18 protein-coding genes are annotated in these 18,316 nt (G+C 46.7%); 1 reads left to right on the top strand and 17 read right to left on the bottom strand.

Annotated elements, in window-relative coordinates; translation table 11 throughout:
* Window positions 1-103: 103 nt before the first annotated feature.
* On the bottom strand, window positions 104-532 hold the full coding sequence (locus NSU15_RS10315; RefSeq protein ID WP_339290225.1) for a hypothetical protein: 429 nt from the start codon (window positions 530-532) through the stop codon (window positions 104-106).
* Between the two features lie 128 nt (window positions 533-660).
* On the opposite strand from NSU15_RS10315, the gene NSU15_RS10310 reads away from it, so the two are divergent.
* Window positions 661-1,209 (top strand): hypothetical protein, encoded by a 549-nt coding sequence (locus NSU15_RS10310; RefSeq protein ID WP_339290223.1) that lies wholly within the window; start codon window positions 661-663, stop codon window positions 1,207-1,209.
* A gap of 46 nt (window positions 1,210-1,255) precedes the next feature.
* On the opposite strand, the gene NSU15_RS10305 is transcribed toward NSU15_RS10310, so the two are convergent.
* The 16 genes from NSU15_RS10305 to NSU15_RS10230 all read right to left on the bottom strand — a co-directional run bounded on the left by NSU15_RS10305 (window position 1,256) and on the right by NSU15_RS10230 (window position 18,301).
* Entirely contained in the window at window positions 1,256-2,509 is a 1,254-nt protein-coding gene (locus tag NSU15_RS10305; protein WP_339290222.1) for a stalk domain-containing protein, read from the bottom strand.
* A 158-nt stretch (window positions 2,510-2,667) separates the two neighbouring features.
* Window positions 2,668-3,618: a nucleoside hydrolase gene (locus NSU15_RS10300; RefSeq protein WP_042126214.1), complete on the bottom strand. Its 951-nt coding sequence runs from the start codon at window positions 3,616-3,618 to the stop codon at window positions 2,668-2,670.
* A 43-nt stretch (window positions 3,619-3,661) separates the two neighbouring features.
* The gene (locus tag NSU15_RS10295) at window positions 3,662-3,970 is read right to left on the bottom strand and encodes a hypothetical protein (protein WP_339290221.1); all 309 of its coding nucleotides are present in this window, start codon (window positions 3,968-3,970) and stop codon (window positions 3,662-3,664) included.
* A gap of 117 nt (window positions 3,971-4,087) precedes the next feature.
* Window positions 4,088-5,269 carry a MalY/PatB family protein gene (locus NSU15_RS10290; RefSeq protein WP_339290219.1) on the bottom strand — a complete coding sequence of 394 codons (1,182 nt, stop codon included), beginning with the start codon at window positions 5,267-5,269 and terminating at the stop codon, window positions 4,088-4,090.
* A 126-nt stretch (window positions 5,270-5,395) separates the two neighbouring features.
* Complete coding sequence (locus NSU15_RS10285) at window positions 5,396-6,466, bottom strand: dihydrodipicolinate synthase family protein (protein ID WP_339290217.1); 1,071 nt, start codon at window positions 6,464-6,466, stop codon at window positions 5,396-5,398.
* Entirely contained in the window at window positions 6,466-7,482 is a 1,017-nt protein-coding gene (locus tag NSU15_RS10280; protein WP_339291305.1) for an NAD-dependent epimerase/dehydratase family protein, read from the bottom strand. The genes NSU15_RS10285 and NSU15_RS10280 overlap by 1 nt, the downstream gene beginning before the upstream one ends.
* Before the next feature lie 1,090 nt (window positions 7,483-8,572).
* A complete protein-coding gene (locus NSU15_RS10275; protein WP_339290216.1) occupies window positions 8,573-10,354 on the bottom strand; it encodes an IlvD/Edd family dehydratase in 1,782 nt (593 codons plus the stop codon).
* 49 nt (window positions 10,355-10,403) lie between these two features.
* The gene (locus NSU15_RS10270) at window positions 10,404-11,243 is read right to left on the bottom strand and encodes an amidohydrolase family protein (RefSeq protein ID WP_339290214.1); all 840 of its coding nucleotides are present in this window, start codon (window positions 11,241-11,243) and stop codon (window positions 10,404-10,406) included.
* A gap of 12 nt (window positions 11,244-11,255) precedes the next feature.
* A complete protein-coding gene (locus NSU15_RS10265) occupies window positions 11,256-12,155 on the bottom strand; it encodes a fumarylacetoacetate hydrolase family protein (RefSeq protein WP_339290212.1) in 900 nt (299 codons plus the stop codon).
* A gap of 20 nt (window positions 12,156-12,175) precedes the next feature.
* Window positions 12,176-12,946, bottom strand: a complete 771-nt coding sequence (locus NSU15_RS10260; RefSeq protein WP_339290210.1) for a glucose 1-dehydrogenase — start codon at window positions 12,944-12,946, stop codon at window positions 12,176-12,178.
* A gap of 17 nt (window positions 12,947-12,963) precedes the next feature.
* Window positions 12,964-13,857 carry an SMP-30/gluconolactonase/LRE family protein gene (locus tag NSU15_RS10255; RefSeq protein ID WP_339290208.1) on the bottom strand — a complete coding sequence of 298 codons (894 nt, stop codon included), beginning with the start codon at window positions 13,855-13,857 and terminating at the stop codon, window positions 12,964-12,966.
* Between the two features lie 18 nt (window positions 13,858-13,875).
* Window positions 13,876-14,637, bottom strand: coding sequence for an SDR family oxidoreductase (locus NSU15_RS10250; protein ID WP_339290206.1), 762 nt, complete (start codon window positions 14,635-14,637; stop codon window positions 13,876-13,878).
* A gap of 24 nt (window positions 14,638-14,661) precedes the next feature.
* Window positions 14,662-15,318 carry an RraA family protein gene (locus NSU15_RS10245; RefSeq protein ID WP_052404229.1) on the bottom strand — a complete coding sequence of 219 codons (657 nt, stop codon included), beginning with the start codon at window positions 15,316-15,318 and terminating at the stop codon, window positions 14,662-14,664.
* Window positions 15,319-15,360: 42 nt separating this feature from the next.
* On the bottom strand, window positions 15,361-16,365 hold the full coding sequence (locus tag NSU15_RS10240) for a Gfo/Idh/MocA family oxidoreductase (RefSeq protein WP_339290204.1): 1,005 nt from the start codon (window positions 16,363-16,365) through the stop codon (window positions 15,361-15,363).
* Window positions 16,362-17,363, bottom strand: a complete 1,002-nt coding sequence (locus tag NSU15_RS10235) for a Gfo/Idh/MocA family oxidoreductase (protein ID WP_339290203.1) — start codon at window positions 17,361-17,363, stop codon at window positions 16,362-16,364. Before NSU15_RS10235 ends, NSU15_RS10240 begins: the two co-directional genes overlap by 4 nt.
* Before the next feature lie 32 nt (window positions 17,364-17,395).
* Complete coding sequence (locus NSU15_RS10230; protein ID WP_042126191.1) at window positions 17,396-18,301, bottom strand: Gfo/Idh/MocA family oxidoreductase; 906 nt, start codon at window positions 18,299-18,301, stop codon at window positions 17,396-17,398.
* Between the last annotated feature and the right edge of the window lie 15 nt (window positions 18,302-18,316).

Raw genomic sequence — 18,316 nt, 5'->3', positions numbered from 1 at the left:
AAAAATGAATTTGGTTCAAGAGTTCAACCTTAGAGATTATAAAGGTTTATGGCATAGGTTAATGTGAGGTTTATAACAGCCGAATATTTCATCTACTTAGCAATTACTCCATTTGATAACTCTCGTAATGTTTTCCTTCTTCGAAAAACTTACCACCTGGTGGTATCCAAACGCTCTGGTGAATTTTCTTCTCATTTACTACTGAATATATATAAATCCAACCTTTTTCGTTTTTAAATCTTACTTGTAAATGATAAGGATTATATTGTCTACCTACTTGTCGACTAATTTCCCATTCTTGATTAGGGTATCTCTCCTCCAAATAGTGATTGAGTTGTTCTGTTTTTCGGGATACTTGATAATCAATCCAGTAGGGGCGAATAGCGAAGGATAATAACAAAAGTACAGTGATTGAAGATACTATAATTAAACTAGGCTTCCTAATCTTACGGGGTAAAAACAAGGCTACTCCAAATAGAATGAGGACAAAAACAACCGAAAATATGATTTCTATTGCTGTAATTGGATGCAAAATAACCCTCCTCAGAATCATGTTGTTCGAAGTCCATGACCCATTTACTGGTCCACACCATTATTTTCCAGTATAATGTTTTATTGTAGGATTACAACTCATGCAGAACGCTTGAAAGGAGCCAAAAGATGAGGAGAATCATTCGAAATGCACTCATTATCCTAATATTCATATTTGTTACAGGATGTACATCTAATGCAGATACGGTTGATACACCGCTGTACTCAGGAAAAGGCCTATCCGTAGGCGTTGTTGGCGAAGTCCCGAAAGTAAGAGAAGATCAGATCCGCTTCACCAGTATTTCCTTTGATGAATTAGAAGATTATACAAAGCTCTCCTCTAATTATGATGCCGTAATCATTATGAAGGAGCATCTGCAAGAAGCGGACGACAACAAGTATGTTAAAGTATATACGAAGGCAGGAATTCCTTTCTTCTTTATTGGAGCTACGAAATCATTTATGCCGTTTGTTCTTGAAGACGTATCGTATGAGCACTCTTCTTTAACAAATTTTAATAATAATATGTATGTCACAGGCTATTTCCATAATGGTGAAAAATTTAGATCTTGGGAATACGGTATTTATAACGACAAAGTAAATGAACCCAATATTAAATCTGTATATTCACAGATGTTCACCACCATCGAGTCCATTAAGAATGCTATGTATAAATAAAACAGGCTGCCAGATGGCAGCCTGTTTCTTTTCATATCACGTTTCCTTACAACTCCACCGATTTCCCCATCTCATTCCAGACAGGCTGCCCAATCAAGCCAACGCGCCAGATCGCAATCCCTTTAAGACCATAACGTTTGGCAAGTCCAACCTTGGAATTCACTGAAGTTTCATTCTCACTATAAACGGAAATACCCAGAATCAGCTTATCCTTACTTACTTGCTGAAGTGCAAGCCGGATGCCTTCATCAACTAAACTCATCGGCTCTGGAATTTTTTTCTCTTTCAAATAATCATAAGACATAATGACCAAATCATCTGCTAGACTGCCTAGCGTCTTGTAATCATAACCTTTATAAGAGCTGTTTAATGGATGAAGGATCACAGTAAGCTTAAGACCTGCTGCATGTACTTTTTGAGACAGATTCTTCACAAAAGCATTATAATCGGCTTGCACCTTTGCTTTATCTCCTGTTAAACCCAGTCCCTCAAGATCTAGCGTAACTCCTTGAAAGCCCTTTTGTGTAGCCAGATCGACAATTCCTGTAATCGTCTGCTCTTGAAGCACTTTATCTTCCAGGTTCTTCGTCAGCTCGGATGCAGTATCACCCGAAAAGACCATCAGATAAGGCGCTGTGCCCCCTGCTGCTGCATTTGAGATAATAGACTCTGGAGTTACATCCCCAGCAGCTTGGGGCCATCTAAAGTCAGTGCCTGTCGTGGTGAATTGTCCGGTTTTATCAATTCCGCTCCACCCAAAAGCTACAGCATCAAAGCTAGGAAGCAACGAAATTTCGCTGTATGAACTAAGCGCATAGAAACCCAGCTTATACATATCCGTCTTTGGTGAAGTGATTGAGACGGTCTTCGTCGCTTGATCCCATGCTACGCCCGCACCAAACTGCTGGCCGAAGAAGCTAAGCGGAATCATCGTGTTATTGCGGATCGTTTGCGGGGCAACCCCCAGCTTCACAACTTCGCCGTTTACGCCTGCATTTTTGCTACCCAGGGTCAAAGTTACCACTTTAGTACCCGCTGTATCCGTTTTGGTCGCGGTAATTTTCTTAAGCGCTTGATTCCACTCTACGTTGATCCCCAATGCTTCAGATATCGCTCGGAATGGGACCATCGTGGTTCCGTTCATCACAACAGGCTCTACTGGAAACGGTAGTGCATAACCATCCAGCATAATACTAACTCCCCCAGCAGGGGCTGCTTGTGTAGTATTTTGGAATACAGCTGTAGTGCCGCCTAGCGAAATCGCCAGACATAAGACTAATTTACCAATCCGTTTGTTCATGACTGTTAAGTCTCCCATCTTCCATGATATGAAGTGTAATCTCTTAAACTCTTTATATGTCTTCTACCATTTTACCAAAGATTATCCAATTGTAAAATTAATAGATTGTCATCTATGAGCTTCGATATTATTTTTCACATCAGAAGAAGTCGACTAAACTACATAAACACGCTCAAAAAGGTCCCCACCGCTCGTTCAACATCTACATCCACAGCGACTTGTATAGGGCTACCCACTTTTGGCTGAGCCCGCAAATCCGCTACGACCATTCCCGATGTAAACTCACCTTTGTGCTCCACGCGAACATTCATTTCTTTGTAAGTTACAAGGTCTGGTTGCAGCGCAACCATAAGTGCGAGCGGATCATGCAGCGGTGCACTGTTAATCAAAAAGTTCGCTTCACGGTAGAAATTAAAATAATGAGTAAGCGATTGTTCCATAAACGAAATGATCGCTTTATTTTCTTCACGTCCAAAACGATTTAATAAATCAATATGCTCTTGAGTGATCCGCGTCTTAAGCGTAACGTCTAAACCCACCATCATAACGGGAAGTCCAGATGTAAATACATGATCAGCAGCTTCAGGGTCTCCAGCAATATTCGCTTCCGCAACCGGTGTTCTATTGCCGGGATTAAAGATCGTACCGCCCATCACTACTACTTTTTTCAAAGTATTCTTAATTCCAGGGTCCATATCAAGCGCCATCGAGAGGTTGGTTAGATGTGCCAGTGTAACTAATACAATTTCTCCGGGATTCTCATTAGCCATCCGAACAATAAACTCAGATGCAGTTTCGCTAATGGGACGCTGGCTAGATGGTGCAATTTCCACATTACCAATGCCGTTCTCACCATGCACATGAGTGGCGTAACCTGAGTGCTCACGAACGAGTGCCTTGGATGCTCCGATCGCTACAGGAATTTCGTAATCTGGTTTAGCAAGCTCAATCAGTCGCAGTGAATTGTCAGCTGCCTTCTCGACATCAATATTCCCAAAAACAGTTGTAATTCCTTCTACAATTACATTTGGAGCACGCAAGGCATATAGAATTGCTAGTGCGTCGTCAATCCCTGTGTCTGCATCAATAATAATTCGTGTTTTACTCATTTATGTTCTCTCCCATTTGTGCAATGTCGTATGGATTATCATATCACGGCCTATCAGGACGCTCAATTTTATTCATTTGCTGTTCTTTAAAAGTATTAATAAAACTTTCAGGATCACACTCTACCAAATAAGCATATACGCCCTTACTCGTATGTAGATAGAACATACCTCCAGTATCCCCCATTGAGCGATAGGACATATCTAAAATATCTTTTATTGGAAATTCACGATGACGAGTTACAATTCTATCTTTGTACAGATACATTAGCCTATTACACGGAAAACTTCGTTGTTCTCCATCCTTGATTTCCCGCTGTATCTTATAATACGGAAGCTGAGCTACCCATTTCATTTGAAGTCCTCCTGCTTGACGTAATGGACTCCATTTTATTATTCTTTTTACCCTTTTGCAAAATAAAGAAGCTCGACGATCCCCTTAGAAGGAATCATCAAGCTTCAGAAATATCTGTTATTTCGTTGTATAAGCTGCTGCTGCTCGGCAAAAGCGTTCTAACGCTTCAACTAGAATAGATCTAGGACAAGCTAGATTGATCCGCAGATGACCTTGTCCCTCAGTTCCAAAAACAGAACCTTCATTAAAAGCGACTTTAGCCTCTTTGTACATTAACTGTTTAAGCCCATCAATATCCAGATTCAGCCCACGGCAGTCTACCCATAGCAGATAGGTGCCTTGCGGTTGCATCACTTGGACCTGTGGCAAATGCTCCGACAGATAGCTAATCGCATAATCCACATTACCTGAAACGTACTCTAATAGCTCATCCAACCATTCTTCTCCATCATTATAAGCAGCTTGTACTGCATCTTGAGCGAAGAAGCTAGCCATATGTAAGCTCAGTGCTTTCATTTTTTGATCAAACTTAAGTTTCAATTCCGGATTCGAAGACACGATAAAAGAAGATTGAATGCCCGGAAGATTGAAGGTTTTAGTCGCGGCAAGGGTGGTAAGGGTAATATTTGCAATTTCTTCTGATAAGGATGCAAAAGGGATATGCTCATAGCCCGGAAGCGCCAAATCACAATGAATCTCATCGGAAATTACAGTCACGCCGTAACGCAGACAGAGTTCACCAAGCTTCAGCAGTTCTTCTCTTTCCCATACTCGACCACCCGGATTATGCGGACTGCATAAGAGCAGCAGCTTTGCTCCGCCTTGCATCAGAACTTCCAATTGCTCATAATCCATCTCGAAGCGTCCATTTCGGATCACAAGCGGATTCTTGGCAACCTTCCGATCATTCATTTTGATGACATCATAGAAAGGATAATAAACTGGCGACTGTAAAATAACCTCGTCTCCCGGCTCGGTAAACAGCTCAACGGAAAGACTTAAGGAAGTTACAATTCCGGGAGAGTCCGAAATCCATTCCGATTTAATTTCCCAATCATGCCGTCTTCTGAACCACGACGTGATAGCTTCTTTATAAGAGTCACTAGGCACACTGTAACCGTAAACCCCTTGTTCTGCGCGGCGCAGAATCGCTTCCTTCACTGCAGGAGGACTTTCAAAATCCATGTCTGCCACCCAAAGTGGCATAATATCTTTTTCACCAAATAACTTCTCGGACTGATCCCACTTGTAAGAACGTGTATTACGGCGGTCAATTATGCGATCGAAATCATACTTCAATTAAAGTCACCTCATCCTTATAAACTTGTCCCTTATTGTATCATGAGGAGGAGGATATCGCACTCTGGATAAAAAAGAACGCACTTGTCGAAAGTGCGCCCTCCTTAACTCACATACAACTATGTGTTATTGCAGCCACTCTTTCAAATGCGATGCCACAAATTCATCATCCACCAGATGAGGATAGTCTCTGCGCACTCTGTTGATTTCCTCCACTTGCCCCGGGGATAATCGTTCCTCCGAATTTAGACACCATAAGCCTTCAAGCAATCCTTGTTGGCGAAGCACCTCATGAATACCCGGGATACAGCCATGAAAATGATGCGCGGGATCAAATATCGCCGCATTGCTATCCGTCACTTCAGCCCCAAGCGTCAGCCAATTGGATGCCAACGAAGGTTCATTTCGGATCTTTTTAATCTCATTTAGCAGCTGTACTGCTTTGCTCGTCCAGACCGCCCAGTGGCCGAGAAGACCGCCGACTATTTTTTTATCAACGGACTTGCCGTTAACCTTAAATCGGAAGGTCGTTAGCAGATCGCTGACAATATTATCATCATTTCCGGTATATAGAGCAATTTCTTCGCTGCGGCTGGATTCAAGCACAGCTCTGACTACATCCAACGTCTGATAACGATTGAACGGCGCCATCTTGATGGCAATTACGCCTTCTATTTCAGCGAATGCTTTCCAAAAATCAAAGCTTAAAATCCGTCCTCCTACCGACGGCTGAAGGTAGAATCCAAATACCGGAATCACATCCGCCACTCTACGTGTCCGTTCCAGCAGTTCTTCCTCACTCAAGACTTGCAGGCCTCCCATACTGAGCAGTCCTGCTTCATAACCAAAGCTTGCGGCAAGGCGCGCTTCAAGAACAGCCTGCTCTGTACCACCACAGATACCCGCTACTTTCATGAAAGGCCGATCTAGCTGAGCACCTTCCACCTCTTCTGCGGCTAGACGTAGCACAGGATCCAGCAGCCCTACTTCCGGATTCCTGATCTCGAATTGAGTGGAATGCACTGCAACCGCGATTCCACCCGCTCCGGAAGCGAGATAATAGCGGGTAAGTGCCCGCTGGCGTCGTTCATCTAACTTACGTTCTTTAGTTAGGGCGAGCGGATGCGCGGGAATCGCCAACCCATCATGAAGAGCGGCATACAATTCAGTGGTTAATGCTTTTCTTGTCAGCGTCATCAATATTTGCCCTCCCGCTCCTGAAAATGCGTCGGTTTATTCCAGGTTTCTCCGCCTTGTCCTACCCAATCACCAATCCAGTCGATCATTTCGGCCAGCGATACCCGCGGATAGCCAAAGGTGGCAGCGGCTTTCGCTGCATTACTTAGCAGTGCGGTAGGCGCTTCTTCACCTGTAAAGATCGGCTCAATGCCTAACTTTCGGCCGAATTCATTCGCAGCCCATCGCAGAGATAATGTCTCAGGCCCAGTAATGTTCATGACATTTGGCGGCGAACTGCAACGTAGCAGCGCTCGCAATGCGATTTCATTCGCATCCCCTTGCCAAATCACATTGGCATGGCCCATCGTGATATCAATGGGAAGACCTTCCCTAACTGATCGAGCCAGCTCTAGCAACACGCCATACCGCAAATCAATGGCGTAATTCAGCCGATAAATGAACATCGGCGTTCCATTTTTATGAGAGAAATGTTCAAAAATACGCTCCCGTCCCAGACAAGATTGCCCATACTCCCCGTTCGCGTTCGGAGAAGTTCTTTCCGTTGCTCCCCCTTGACTGACCGGAGTAAACGGGTAGACATTGCCTGTAGAGAACACAACCATTCGTGAATTACAGAACCGTTCCGCTACGCGTCCCGGCAGATAGGCATTCATCATCCAAGTGAAATGTTCATTCCCGGTCGTGCCGAATTTATTCCCGGCCATATAGAGAATATTTCGGGTTTCAGGGAGTGCCTCCAGCGCCTTATCGTCAGACAAATCGGCGGAGATAATCTCGACTCCGGCCTCTTCAAGCTCTCGTCTTAGCTCCTTGTTCGAGAAGCGGGATACGCCGATAACTTTCTTGTCTAGCCCCGCTTGGCGAATCGCATTCACCGCCAGCCTTGCGAGACTAGGTCCCATTTTACCCCCCACGCCTAGTAGCATAATATCCCCATCGAGCTGGCTTAGTTCCTCAATCAGTGCTGCCGATGGACTTGCCAAGCGTTCCTCCAACTCTTGAACGGTTCGCATCATTGAACTCTCCTCTCCGTTGACTCTGGTTTGTCGCTTTTACCACAAAAGACCTTATAGCTTGGTGTAATCGGAAACGTCGCTTGCTGTAATTGGAAGCCAAAATCGTGTTAATCAAATGCCAAGCTTGCTTCGATTAGAAACCAACTAGCTGCATTCACAAACCATGCTCGCTGCAATCGGAAACTAACTAGCTACATTCTGCAAACCAACTGCTACATTCGCAATCCATTCTCGCCGAAATCGGAAACTAACTATCTACATTCTGCAAACCAACTGCTACATTCGCAATCCATTCTCGCCGAAATCGGAAACTAACTATCTACATTCTGCAAACCAACTACTCGCAATCCATTCTCGCTGCAAGCTGGAACCAACTAGCTACTTTCTACAAACCAGCTGCTACATTCGCAATCCATTCTCGCCGAAATCGGAAACTAGCTACCTGATTGCAGAAAGTGCAATAGAATCTCCAAATTCTTAGCTAAAAAATGAATCTATTGCACTTCATACATCAGATTCCGGCCATTAGCTCGTTTAATGGTGATTATCTGAAATTCCATTGCAGAAAGTGCAATAGAATCAAATTTCAGCCACTCTAGAGCAGAATCTATTGCATAAAATGCAATCAAAGAAAACAAAGCAATTATCTCAGCTCAACCAATTCAGTCAGACAATCTAGTAAATTCATAATACCCCTTATCGTAGTGTGACTTAAGCGTTTGTCATGCAACCCGGCGATTGGCAACTTCTATCGGACACCTTTAACTCTATGCGCCTCGCGGAAATATCCAACTTAATTTCATCGTCACCTTGTGCAAGAGCTAGCATTCCGCCATAGATATGTGCGATTTGTTCGATACGCGCGATACTTGCGATATGCGCGATACTTGCGATATGCGCGATACTTGCGATATGCGCGATACTTGCGATATAAGTGTATTTCATACACTTATTTCGACTTCTGTTCCCGTAGATGCCAGTTTAGTTGTATTCTCTGCAATTAAAAAACTAAAATGAGCCTACAGACAACGGTTTGTTGAAATTTAGTTGTATAAAGTGCAACTATTTCACATACGCAAGCATTAGATTACTTCGGGCGCGATTTCGAGCGTGCCGACTCCATCTCGCCAAGCAATTCTTTCCTAAGCTCCGCAGGCAGCAGAAAGTCAAAATCACAGCCGAGGTTCGCTTGAAGCACACGCTCATGAAACAGCAAGCCATAACCCCTGTCGTAGTGCGGCTTAGGCGCTTGCCATGTAACTCGCCGTCGGGCCAATTCCTCATCGGACACCTTCAGCTCTAAGCACCTCGCCGAAATATCCAGCTCGATTTCATCGCCATCCTGCACAAGAGCCAGCGTTCCGCCGATAGCCGCTTCCGGAGCCGCATGTACAATCAATGCGCCATAGGAAGTGCCGCTGATCCGAGCATCAGAGATGCGAACCATGTCGCGGATGCCCTGCTTCAGCAGTTTTTGCGGAATCGGGATTTGCCCGATTTCCGGCATCGCTGGGGCGCCCTTCGGTCCTGCATTCTTAAGCACTAGCACGCTGTTCTCATCCACGGCCAGATCAGGATCATCGATCCGCTCATTCAGATCGGACGGACTCTCGAACACTACTGCGCGTCCGATATGCTTTTTGAGATGAGCGGATACAGCGGTTTGCTTGATCAGCGCCCCATCCGGTGCCAGATTCCCGCGCAATACAGCAATCCCGCCTTGGCTGTCCAGCGGCTCCTCCAAAGTACGAATTACATCTCTGTCCAGCGTTTCCGCCTGAACCAGATTTTCTGTTACCGTTCTGCCTGTTACAGTCAAGCAATCCCCATGCAGCAGCGGCTCCAGCTCCTTCATAAGCGCAGGTACGCCACCTGCCTCAAAATACTCCTCCATCTGATATTTGCCTGAAGGACGCAAATTCAAAATGAACGGGGTCTGGCTACTAATCCGGTCAAACGTTTCTAACGGCAGCTTCATCCCGAGCCGCTGGGAGATCGCAACAAGATGGATGATTGCGTTCGTCGATCCACCGCTCGCCATCGTAACTGTGATCGCATTCTCGATCGCCGCCGCAGTCATAATGTCGCGAGGACGGATGCCCTGACGAACTAGCTCTACAATCTGCTTGCCCGTCCGCTCGGACATATGTCTGCGTCTGCTGTCCGGCGCCGGGATAGCTGCACAGCCTGGTAACGCCATACCGATCGCTTCGGCAATCGAGGCCATAGTGCTGGCGGTGCCCATCACCATGCAGTGACCGTCACTTCGGCAAATTGCATTCTCTGCCACAGCCAGCGCTTCGTCACTAATATTTCCAGCTTTATGCTCCAGCGTAAAGCCATAACAATCTGTACATGCTCCAAGGCTACGCCCGCCCAGCCGGCCATTTAACATGGGACCGCCTGTCAGCACAATGGCTGGAATATTGGCGCTAGCGGCTGCCATCAACTGAGCGGGTACCGTTTTATCGCACCCTCCAAGCAGCACTACGCCATCAATGGGATGCCCCTTCATCATTTCTTCCGTATCCATCGCCATCAAATTACGCAGCAGCATTGTTGTAGGCTTCACATAAGGCTCACCAATCGAGATCGTCGGGAATTCCATCGGTACTCCCCCTGCCTGCCAAACACCTCGCTTCACATAATCCACTAATTCATTAAAATGTGAATGACATTTATTCAGCTCACTGAAGGTGTTGCAAATACCGATTACGGGCTTGCGAATATCTTCTTCGGTATATCCCATAGACTTCGTAAAGGAACGATGGATAAATCCCCATAAATCTTTTTCTTGAAAATAGGCTTCACTCATCAACTTTCCACCGAATTCGGCCTGCTTATCCTCGCTGTCCCTACGCTCCCCCATGATCCCATCTCCTTTTAACTACAACACTTATAGACCATGCACAAATCCCTCAGACAAAACCAAGAATCTCCGGTGTTAGACGATGCATGATGCTCTCAATAAACTCCTGCGGAATATGAGGAAGCTTCGTTCCCTCCACTAGATCATTGATATGGTACATAGCATCTAGCATCTTCTGCGTCCCAAAGAACGGATAATCTGACCCAAACAGTATTTTATCTTGCACCCCGTATTCCATAGCAGATACCAGGGCATTGTAGAACTGCCAAGGCCTGCTTCCTAACGCAGAAACGTCCATATACAGGTTAGGATGCTTACGCACCAATGAAATACATTCATCAATCCAGGGATGGCCCATATGCGCCACAATCATCTTCAGCTTCGGAAAAGCACGGGCAATCGGATCCAGCATCGCCGGCCTTGATGCATCTAGATAACCCTCCGGTACAAAAGAGGTTCCCTGATGCCAAAGAATAGGAACATCTAGCTGTTCTGCTTTGGCATAGAGGGCATAATGCTTGGGATCATCAGGATAAAAATTCTGATAAATAGGTGCAAGCTTCAGCCCTTTTAGCCCCATCTCACGAATCGCAGTCTCAAATTCAGCAACACAGTCCAGATGATTGGGATCTACACTCGCAAAACCGAATAACCGATCCGGATCCGTGCGACAGTAATCAGCGACATACGCATTAGGTACAACAAGTCCAGTTGCATGCGCAGCCATCGCCAGTACGATAGCACCAGAGAAACCATCCAAATTACGCCGGTGCTGCTCGGGGGTTGCTTCGATATTCATATCCGGGCCCCAAGCTCGTTTGATCGCCTCATCCGTAGGCCCTGAGACCATTCCCGGTCCAAACAAATGAGTATGACAATCGAAGATCATCCCCAGTCCCTCCTATTCACTAACCATCGTATTTGTAATGGCACCAAGCTTCTCAATCTGCACTGTGATCACATCACCAGCTTGTAAATAAATCTGTTCCTCTGGCGGGTAACCCATCACGACGCCTTCCGGTGTACCAGTCAGAATGATATCTCCCGGTGAAAGGGTCATACACTGGGACACATAGCTGACAATCTGCTTACAATTAAAAATCATGTCCGAAGTGTTGGAGTTCTGACGTAGTTCGCCATTCACTGTACACTGAATATCGAGCTGATTAGGATCACCCACTTCATCTGCAGTGACTAAGTACGGCCCAATAGGTGAAAATTTATCGCAAGACTTTCCTGCTAGCCATTGACTCGTCCGCATCTGTAAATCACGCGCCGACAAATCATTTGCAGCACAATACCCGAATACATAATCCAGTGCTTCTTCCTCAACCACATACTTCGCAGTTCGGCCGATGACGATGCCAAGCTCTGCTTCGTAGTCCACCTTGTGGCTGGCCCTCGGAAGCGGAACCTCCGAGTCATGTCCGGTCAGTGTATTGTTAAATTTATTGAACAGGATAGGATACTCGGGAATAGCCATCCCAGTCTCTTCGGCGTGCCGGCGGTAATTCAGACCAATACAGATGATTTTTCCAGGATCAGTAACGCAAGGGCCGAAGGTCAAATCTTCAACCTGCTTCAGCCAGGATGGATTCACCTCTTCATCAGGCAACTCATTTACAAAAATCCTCAGTTGGTTAAGTGCAGCCTCCCCACCATCAAGCAATTGATTAACCGTTACTGGAACCTCAGCCCGAGTGGATAATGCAATCTGTGCCGCCTCAATATCCACCACACCACGGTCGGTTAGAACGCCCATATGATCAGCCTCTTTTTGCAAAAAGGTAATTAGCTTCATCTATATAACTCTCCTTTACTTTATGCATTTTTGCCGAAGACAAGGCCGCCATCCACGTATAGCGGTGAACCCATTACAAACTCAGACTCATCGGAGGCGAGAAACAGTGCCGCCCTGGCCACATCCTCAGGTTTGCCGAGCTCACCGCTAAGCTGTCTGCGCTTAATGGCTGCAACCGAAGCCTCCGGATCCAGAGACGCCTTCAAATAACCTTCTACAAACGGAGTCATAATCGTACCGGGCAGCAGCGCATTTATTCGAATGCCGTAAGGCGCATAATCGACTTGCATTGCTTTGGTTAAAGATAGAACTGCGCCCTTAGAGGCACTGTAGGAAGCACGCTCTGCAACTCCGATTTCGGCGATGCCAGAGGACATATTAATGATAGAACCCTTCTTGCTCTTCATCATATAAGGAAGAACAGCCTTGCAAGTTAAGAACACACCTGTCACATTGACCCGCATGACCCTCTCCCACACTTCCTCGGCAACCTCATGCACTGTACCTACACCACTGATCCCTGCATTATTAAAGAGGACATCGATTTGACCAAAAGCTTGGAATACCTGATCAGCCATTCCAGTAGTACTGCTTGCATCGGTAACATCACAGGGGATGAACAGCGCATTTCCGCCCGACGCCTTTATTTCAGCGACAGCGGCCTTTCCTGAATCTTCTTGGACATCGGCAATGACTACCGTGGCTCCTTCTGAAGCAAATAATACGGCTGTGCTTTTTCCAATTCCCGAGCCTGCTCCGGTGATAATGACGATCTTATCTTTGAGTCGCATCGCTTTGCCTCCTCATCCTACTCCTTAGCTTGAAATTTACCGGGCAGCAGACCACTCACCCCTGGCTTAGCCATAAACAATCCGCCTGCAAACGGATAATCTCGCAGTTCCTTCTCTTGCATCCCTATCCTTGCAGTTGTAATGTAGAGTTCCGTTAGATCGTCGCCTCCAAAAGCGCATGAGGTCACTAGAGGCGCTGGAACTCGAATGACTCCAAGCTGTTCACCTGTATCAGGGTTCCATCGAGATACACAGCCACCGCCCCAATGGGCGACCCAAAGCATACCTTCACGGTCTATTGTCATTCCGTCCGGATATCCACTCGTTGTAGGAATTTGAAATGCCATTCTTCGGTTATTTATCCTTCCAGACGCTTCCTCGTAATCAAACACATCCACTTGCCTAGTCGGCGTATCAATATAATACATCTTGCTTCGTGTGTAATCCCAAGCCATTCCGTTTGAGCAGCCGATGCCGGACAACAATTGGCGGGTGATCCCACCAGACTCCACGACGTAGAATCCTCCGGCTTTCGGCTCATCGTTCATACTCATCGTTCCCACCCACAGTCGTCCTTGTCGATCGCATTTCGCATCATTCGCTCTGTTGTGTAGAAGATCCGCTTCTATTGAAGTCAGCAGGATCGGCGATCCTTCAGCTCGAGAGAGGTAGACCCCATCTTCCATAGCCAATAGAATTCCTCCTGTTGTCGTAGGAATAGCTGCACTAACCATTTGTTCAAAAGAGCGAACGACTTCATCACCAGTGATCCGGTCGTAGATTCTAAGCTTCCTACCTGTTATATCGACCCAATATAATTGATTGGATTCGGCATCCCAATGCGGCCCTTCACCAAGCTCAGCCTGAGCATCAATCATCAATTCTGCCTGAAATTCTGTACTTTCCAACATATTCACTCCTTCTTCTATTTACAGCTCACTACCATTAGCCAAATGCCCGCCATCCACACGAATGGTTTCTCCAGTTACATAAGAAGCTTCGTCAGAAGCCAGAAAAAGAAATACATTAGCAGCTTCCCTTATCGTTGCCGCCCGCTTCATCGGTGTGTGCTCCGAATACGCTGGGAGCTTCGAAGCTTCGCGCAGCTTACGGTCGAGAGGGGTATCCACAAATCCCGGTGCTACAGCATTTACGCGAATTCCATAAGACGCCAGCTCCACTGCCATCGATTCGGTTAGCAGTATAACAGCTGCCTTAGAAGCATTATAATGCGCGAGCTCGGAGCTTGCTGACAGACCATTTTTGGAGCTCATGTTAATAATAGAGCCTCCGCCGCCCTGAGAAATCATTTGCCTTGCGGCAAGCTGACCGATTAAGAAAACAGCCTTTACGTTGATATCAAATACTGCATTCCAATGCTCAAACGAGATGTCGAGAAAGTGTTCACGAAAGGCGATTCCGGCGTTGTTCACTACAATATCTATCCCGCCGAATCTTTCAAAGGCTCGGGCAACAGATTGTTCCAGCTGTGCCACATCGCGAAGATCACAAACCTCCACTGCGGCTTTTTCACCATAATCCTTCATGGTTTCCAGTGCAGTAAGAAGCTCACCCTCACTCCGGTCCAGCAACACCACCTGAGCACCTTCTTCCAGAAATCGAAGGGCAATTCCTAGTCCAATTCCTCTTGCTGCACCTGTGACCAGCGCTCTTTTGCCAGCCAGCCTCATGTTTATCACCCCCTCAGTTCTTGATCAGAGTACCCCGTATTTATCATAGACCTGCCGTAAGGTATATCCTTCGAGCAGTTCATCGCGTGTATGGTTCTCACGAGTCACCTTATCCATAGCCAATTGGAACACTTCATCGATGATGGCGCCCGGTATCACAACGATACCATCACGGTCACCAAAGATCACATCTCCGGGATGGACCATCACACCACCGCAGAGCACTGGAATGTCATAATCAATCACAATCCCACGCCCTTGAGAATCAACAGGTTTGGTCCCGGTAGCAAAGACAGGAAAGCCAAGCTCCAGAATTTTAGCAGTATCACGGATTAGTCCATCTACAATGGCTCCGCGGCCACCTCTCATTTTGGAAGCCGTAGACAATAGCTCTCCCCACAGACCGTTCTGCCGCGATTCATTCGTACAGCCGATGACAATCTCACCGGGCTTGACGCTGTCCACCGCTTCAATCTCCTTCGTGTAAGGATCTTCCGGCAAATGATGAATATCCACAGACAGAATGGTCTTTGCTCTTCCGGCGACGATCCAGGTAGGATCTATCGGGTTAATATTTTCACGCATCACCTGATTACGATAGCCCAATTGATCCAGCGTATCAGAGATTACCGCAGAGTAGAGCTTTTCACACATACTGTCGAACAATTCCTGATCTTTCATAGGCGGTTCCACCCTCCTCAAAGTTTTCTGCTCACAGCTTCCTCATTTATTTAAGCGCACCGGTTGGCCTGCATGAACAGATTGATAAGCAGTAAGTGCGACCTCTGTGGACCTTAGTCCGTCTACTCCCGAAATCGGCACCTCCGCCCCTTCTAAAAGCGCCTGTACAAAAGCCTTCAGCATTAGTTCATTCATATCATCACCCCAAAAGGACCAGGTCCCTTTACCAGATGCTCTTCCGTATACATTGTTTTTTTGGTTAAAAGCATCAATAGAAATGACACCTTTAGTGCCGATAATTTCTAGGGTCACATCCCCCCAGGTCGGGAAGCCCGGATTGCGTGACCAGCTCGGATCGAGCACGCCGAACACACCATTCTCAAAAGTAACATGCACCATTCCGGCATCATCGATCGTCCGCTTGCGCTCTGGATCAAACAAGGTATCCGCATAGGCATACACCTGTTCTACAGAAGAACCAGAGAACCAGTTCATCAGATCCATCACATGCACAGTATGATCTAGAACAGCACCGCCCCCCGATAGGGCTTCATCAGAGAACCAACTCGGTCCTGGAAAAGAACCACGATTCGTGCCTTTAAAAGCAATAATCTCACCAATATCGCCGCGATCTAGTGATTCCTTAGCCCGAACAACCGGAGTGAGGAAGCGACAAGGAAAGGCTGTCATGAGCTGTACTCCTTCTTCAGAGCATACCGAAATCATGCGTTGCATTTCTTCTACCGATAGGCCAAGAGGCTTCTCGCACAGTACATGCTTGCCCGCTCGGGCCGAAGCGATGGTTAACTCAGCGTGATAGACATTTTCTGAGCAAATAATTACGGCATCTATATTCGCATCAGACAGAAGCTCCTTGTAGTCAGCATAATAGGGAATCGAATGACGTTCTGCGAGCGCTAGCGTTCGCTCCGGCACCTTATCAGCAATTCCACCAACCGTCACTTCAGGCATGTGCAGTAAACTATACAAATAGTCAAAAGCATGCGCGTGCGCGAAGCTGATCATGCCAATATTCAAACGGCTCATAGAATATCCCCCTTCACATCAAGCTTCACTGGTTGATGGAGTATTACCGATTGCTGAGCAGCTTCAGCCCAGCGTACAGCTTCCAGCGCATCCTGTGCTGTTACTATCGGCTCTTCCCCACTTGATAGGCAGCTTAGAAAATGCTCCAATTCCTCATAATACGGATCCTTCAGCAGCACACTCGAAGGTGTCTCCACAAATCCCGATGTAGAACCAGTTGTAATCGATTTGCGAATATGCAGACTTTCGCCATCGCCGGTTCCGCCTGAAATGATTCCTTCCGCATCCGCATGTTCAAAGGAGGAATGGAATGACCCAGGATAACCCCAGAATGCTTCAAGCTGTGCAATGGTTCCATTCTTAAACCGGAAAGTGGCTGAAGCATAGTTTATTTCTTTCGATTGATGCTCGAACGCATATACTTCTCGGGCTTCACCAAAAGCCCCACGAATGTAATCAATATCGTGAATCATTAAATCCATAATGACACCGCCGCTAAGAAGCGGGTCCCGAAACCACGCTTGCACGTTACCAGGATGCGATCCCGCCCGTTTAGCATGGTACACTCCGCCTTGATCACTGCCAAGCTGCTTTATTCCCTCCGCAAGCTGTCTGTATGAAGGAAAAAACCGAACGACATGGCCCACAAACAAACTCACTCCGCGCTCGCTGCAGTAGCGAATAGCTTCTTCTGCTTCCTGCGAAGTGAGTGCGAGCGGCTTCTCACAGATTACATGCACGCCATGATCAGCAGCTATCCGTACCAGGGATACGTGTAAATAGGTCGGCACTGCAATACTGACCACCTCTGGCTTCACCTGCTCAAGCATCTCTTGTACGGAAGTAAAATAGCTAACGCCCACTAAATTCCCTAACACCTCAGCGGCTTTTTCAACGATGTCACATACAGCTACAAGTTCTACTTCGGGCATGGACTTGTAACGGTCCGCATGAACAGTTCCCATACCGCCACATCCAATGACTGCTGTCCTAATCAATTCACTTCACTCCTTGCAGATTGTGTTTTCCTTTACAGAAGAATATTAGCTCCGCTTACCCGACTTTCGTTGGCCGCTTCGATGAAGCGAATCAGCTCTAGCGTTAAAGAAGGTCGTACCGGTGGAGCATCCCCTCGCGCCATAGCTATAAAGTTCTTCAGTAATTGCTGATGTCCTGCGTTGTAATTTGCTCCGAGCGCGTTAACTCCGTTACTGCCCCGTTCACGGTGCAGTACGATATAGAAATCTGAGCCGCCTGTACGGTTCCCGCGAATCGTCCCGATTCGCCCGTCCTTCCACTGACCGACTACCCATTCTTGCATATCGTTACAGATGACACGTACCGAATAACAGCCTTCTCCAAGTGCGGCATATAACATCTCAGCAGAATGAATTCCGTACCAGAACAACCCCGGTTGTGTCGGCTGGAAATCAAGCGGTCCAGAGCAATCCGCTCCAAGGATTGCACCTGCACTTTCATCCCCTAAGAGAGCTACCAGCGGTCCACCGAAACGGAGCATAGAGCTGGAGAAAAATGGCGTTCCATACCTCTCCGCCATTTCCACAATCGCCTTCGCATCTTCAGAAGTAACCGCTAACGGCTTGTCAATAAATATCGGTTTTCCGTAAGGAGCCAGCACCTCGAACTGTTCCTTGTGCACTCTCCCATCTACAGAAGTCAGTAGAATCGCATGGGATCTCTCCGCAACTTCTTCTATAGAATTGAGCAGTTCAACACCATATTGTTCCTGCAATTCACTGCTAATTAGGCTTACTCTTGAATAGCTTAGCTCGAAATCAGGAGAACCTCCCGGATAACCGCAGTGTAGCCTGCCACCCGGAATATACAACGGATGGGATACATCATTTAGCATTGCCGCGAATATCCTGCTATGCGAAGTGTCCATACCAACCATACCAATCAGCAGCTCTTCCATTTCAACAACACCTCT

This window comes from Paenibacillus sp. FSL E2-0201, from assembly GCF_037963325.1.
GTDB lineage: Bacteria > Bacillota > Bacilli > Paenibacillales > Paenibacillaceae > Paenibacillus_AQ.
Note: the sequence above shows the minus strand (reverse complement) of the source record. Positions and strands in the feature narration are given on the sequence as shown.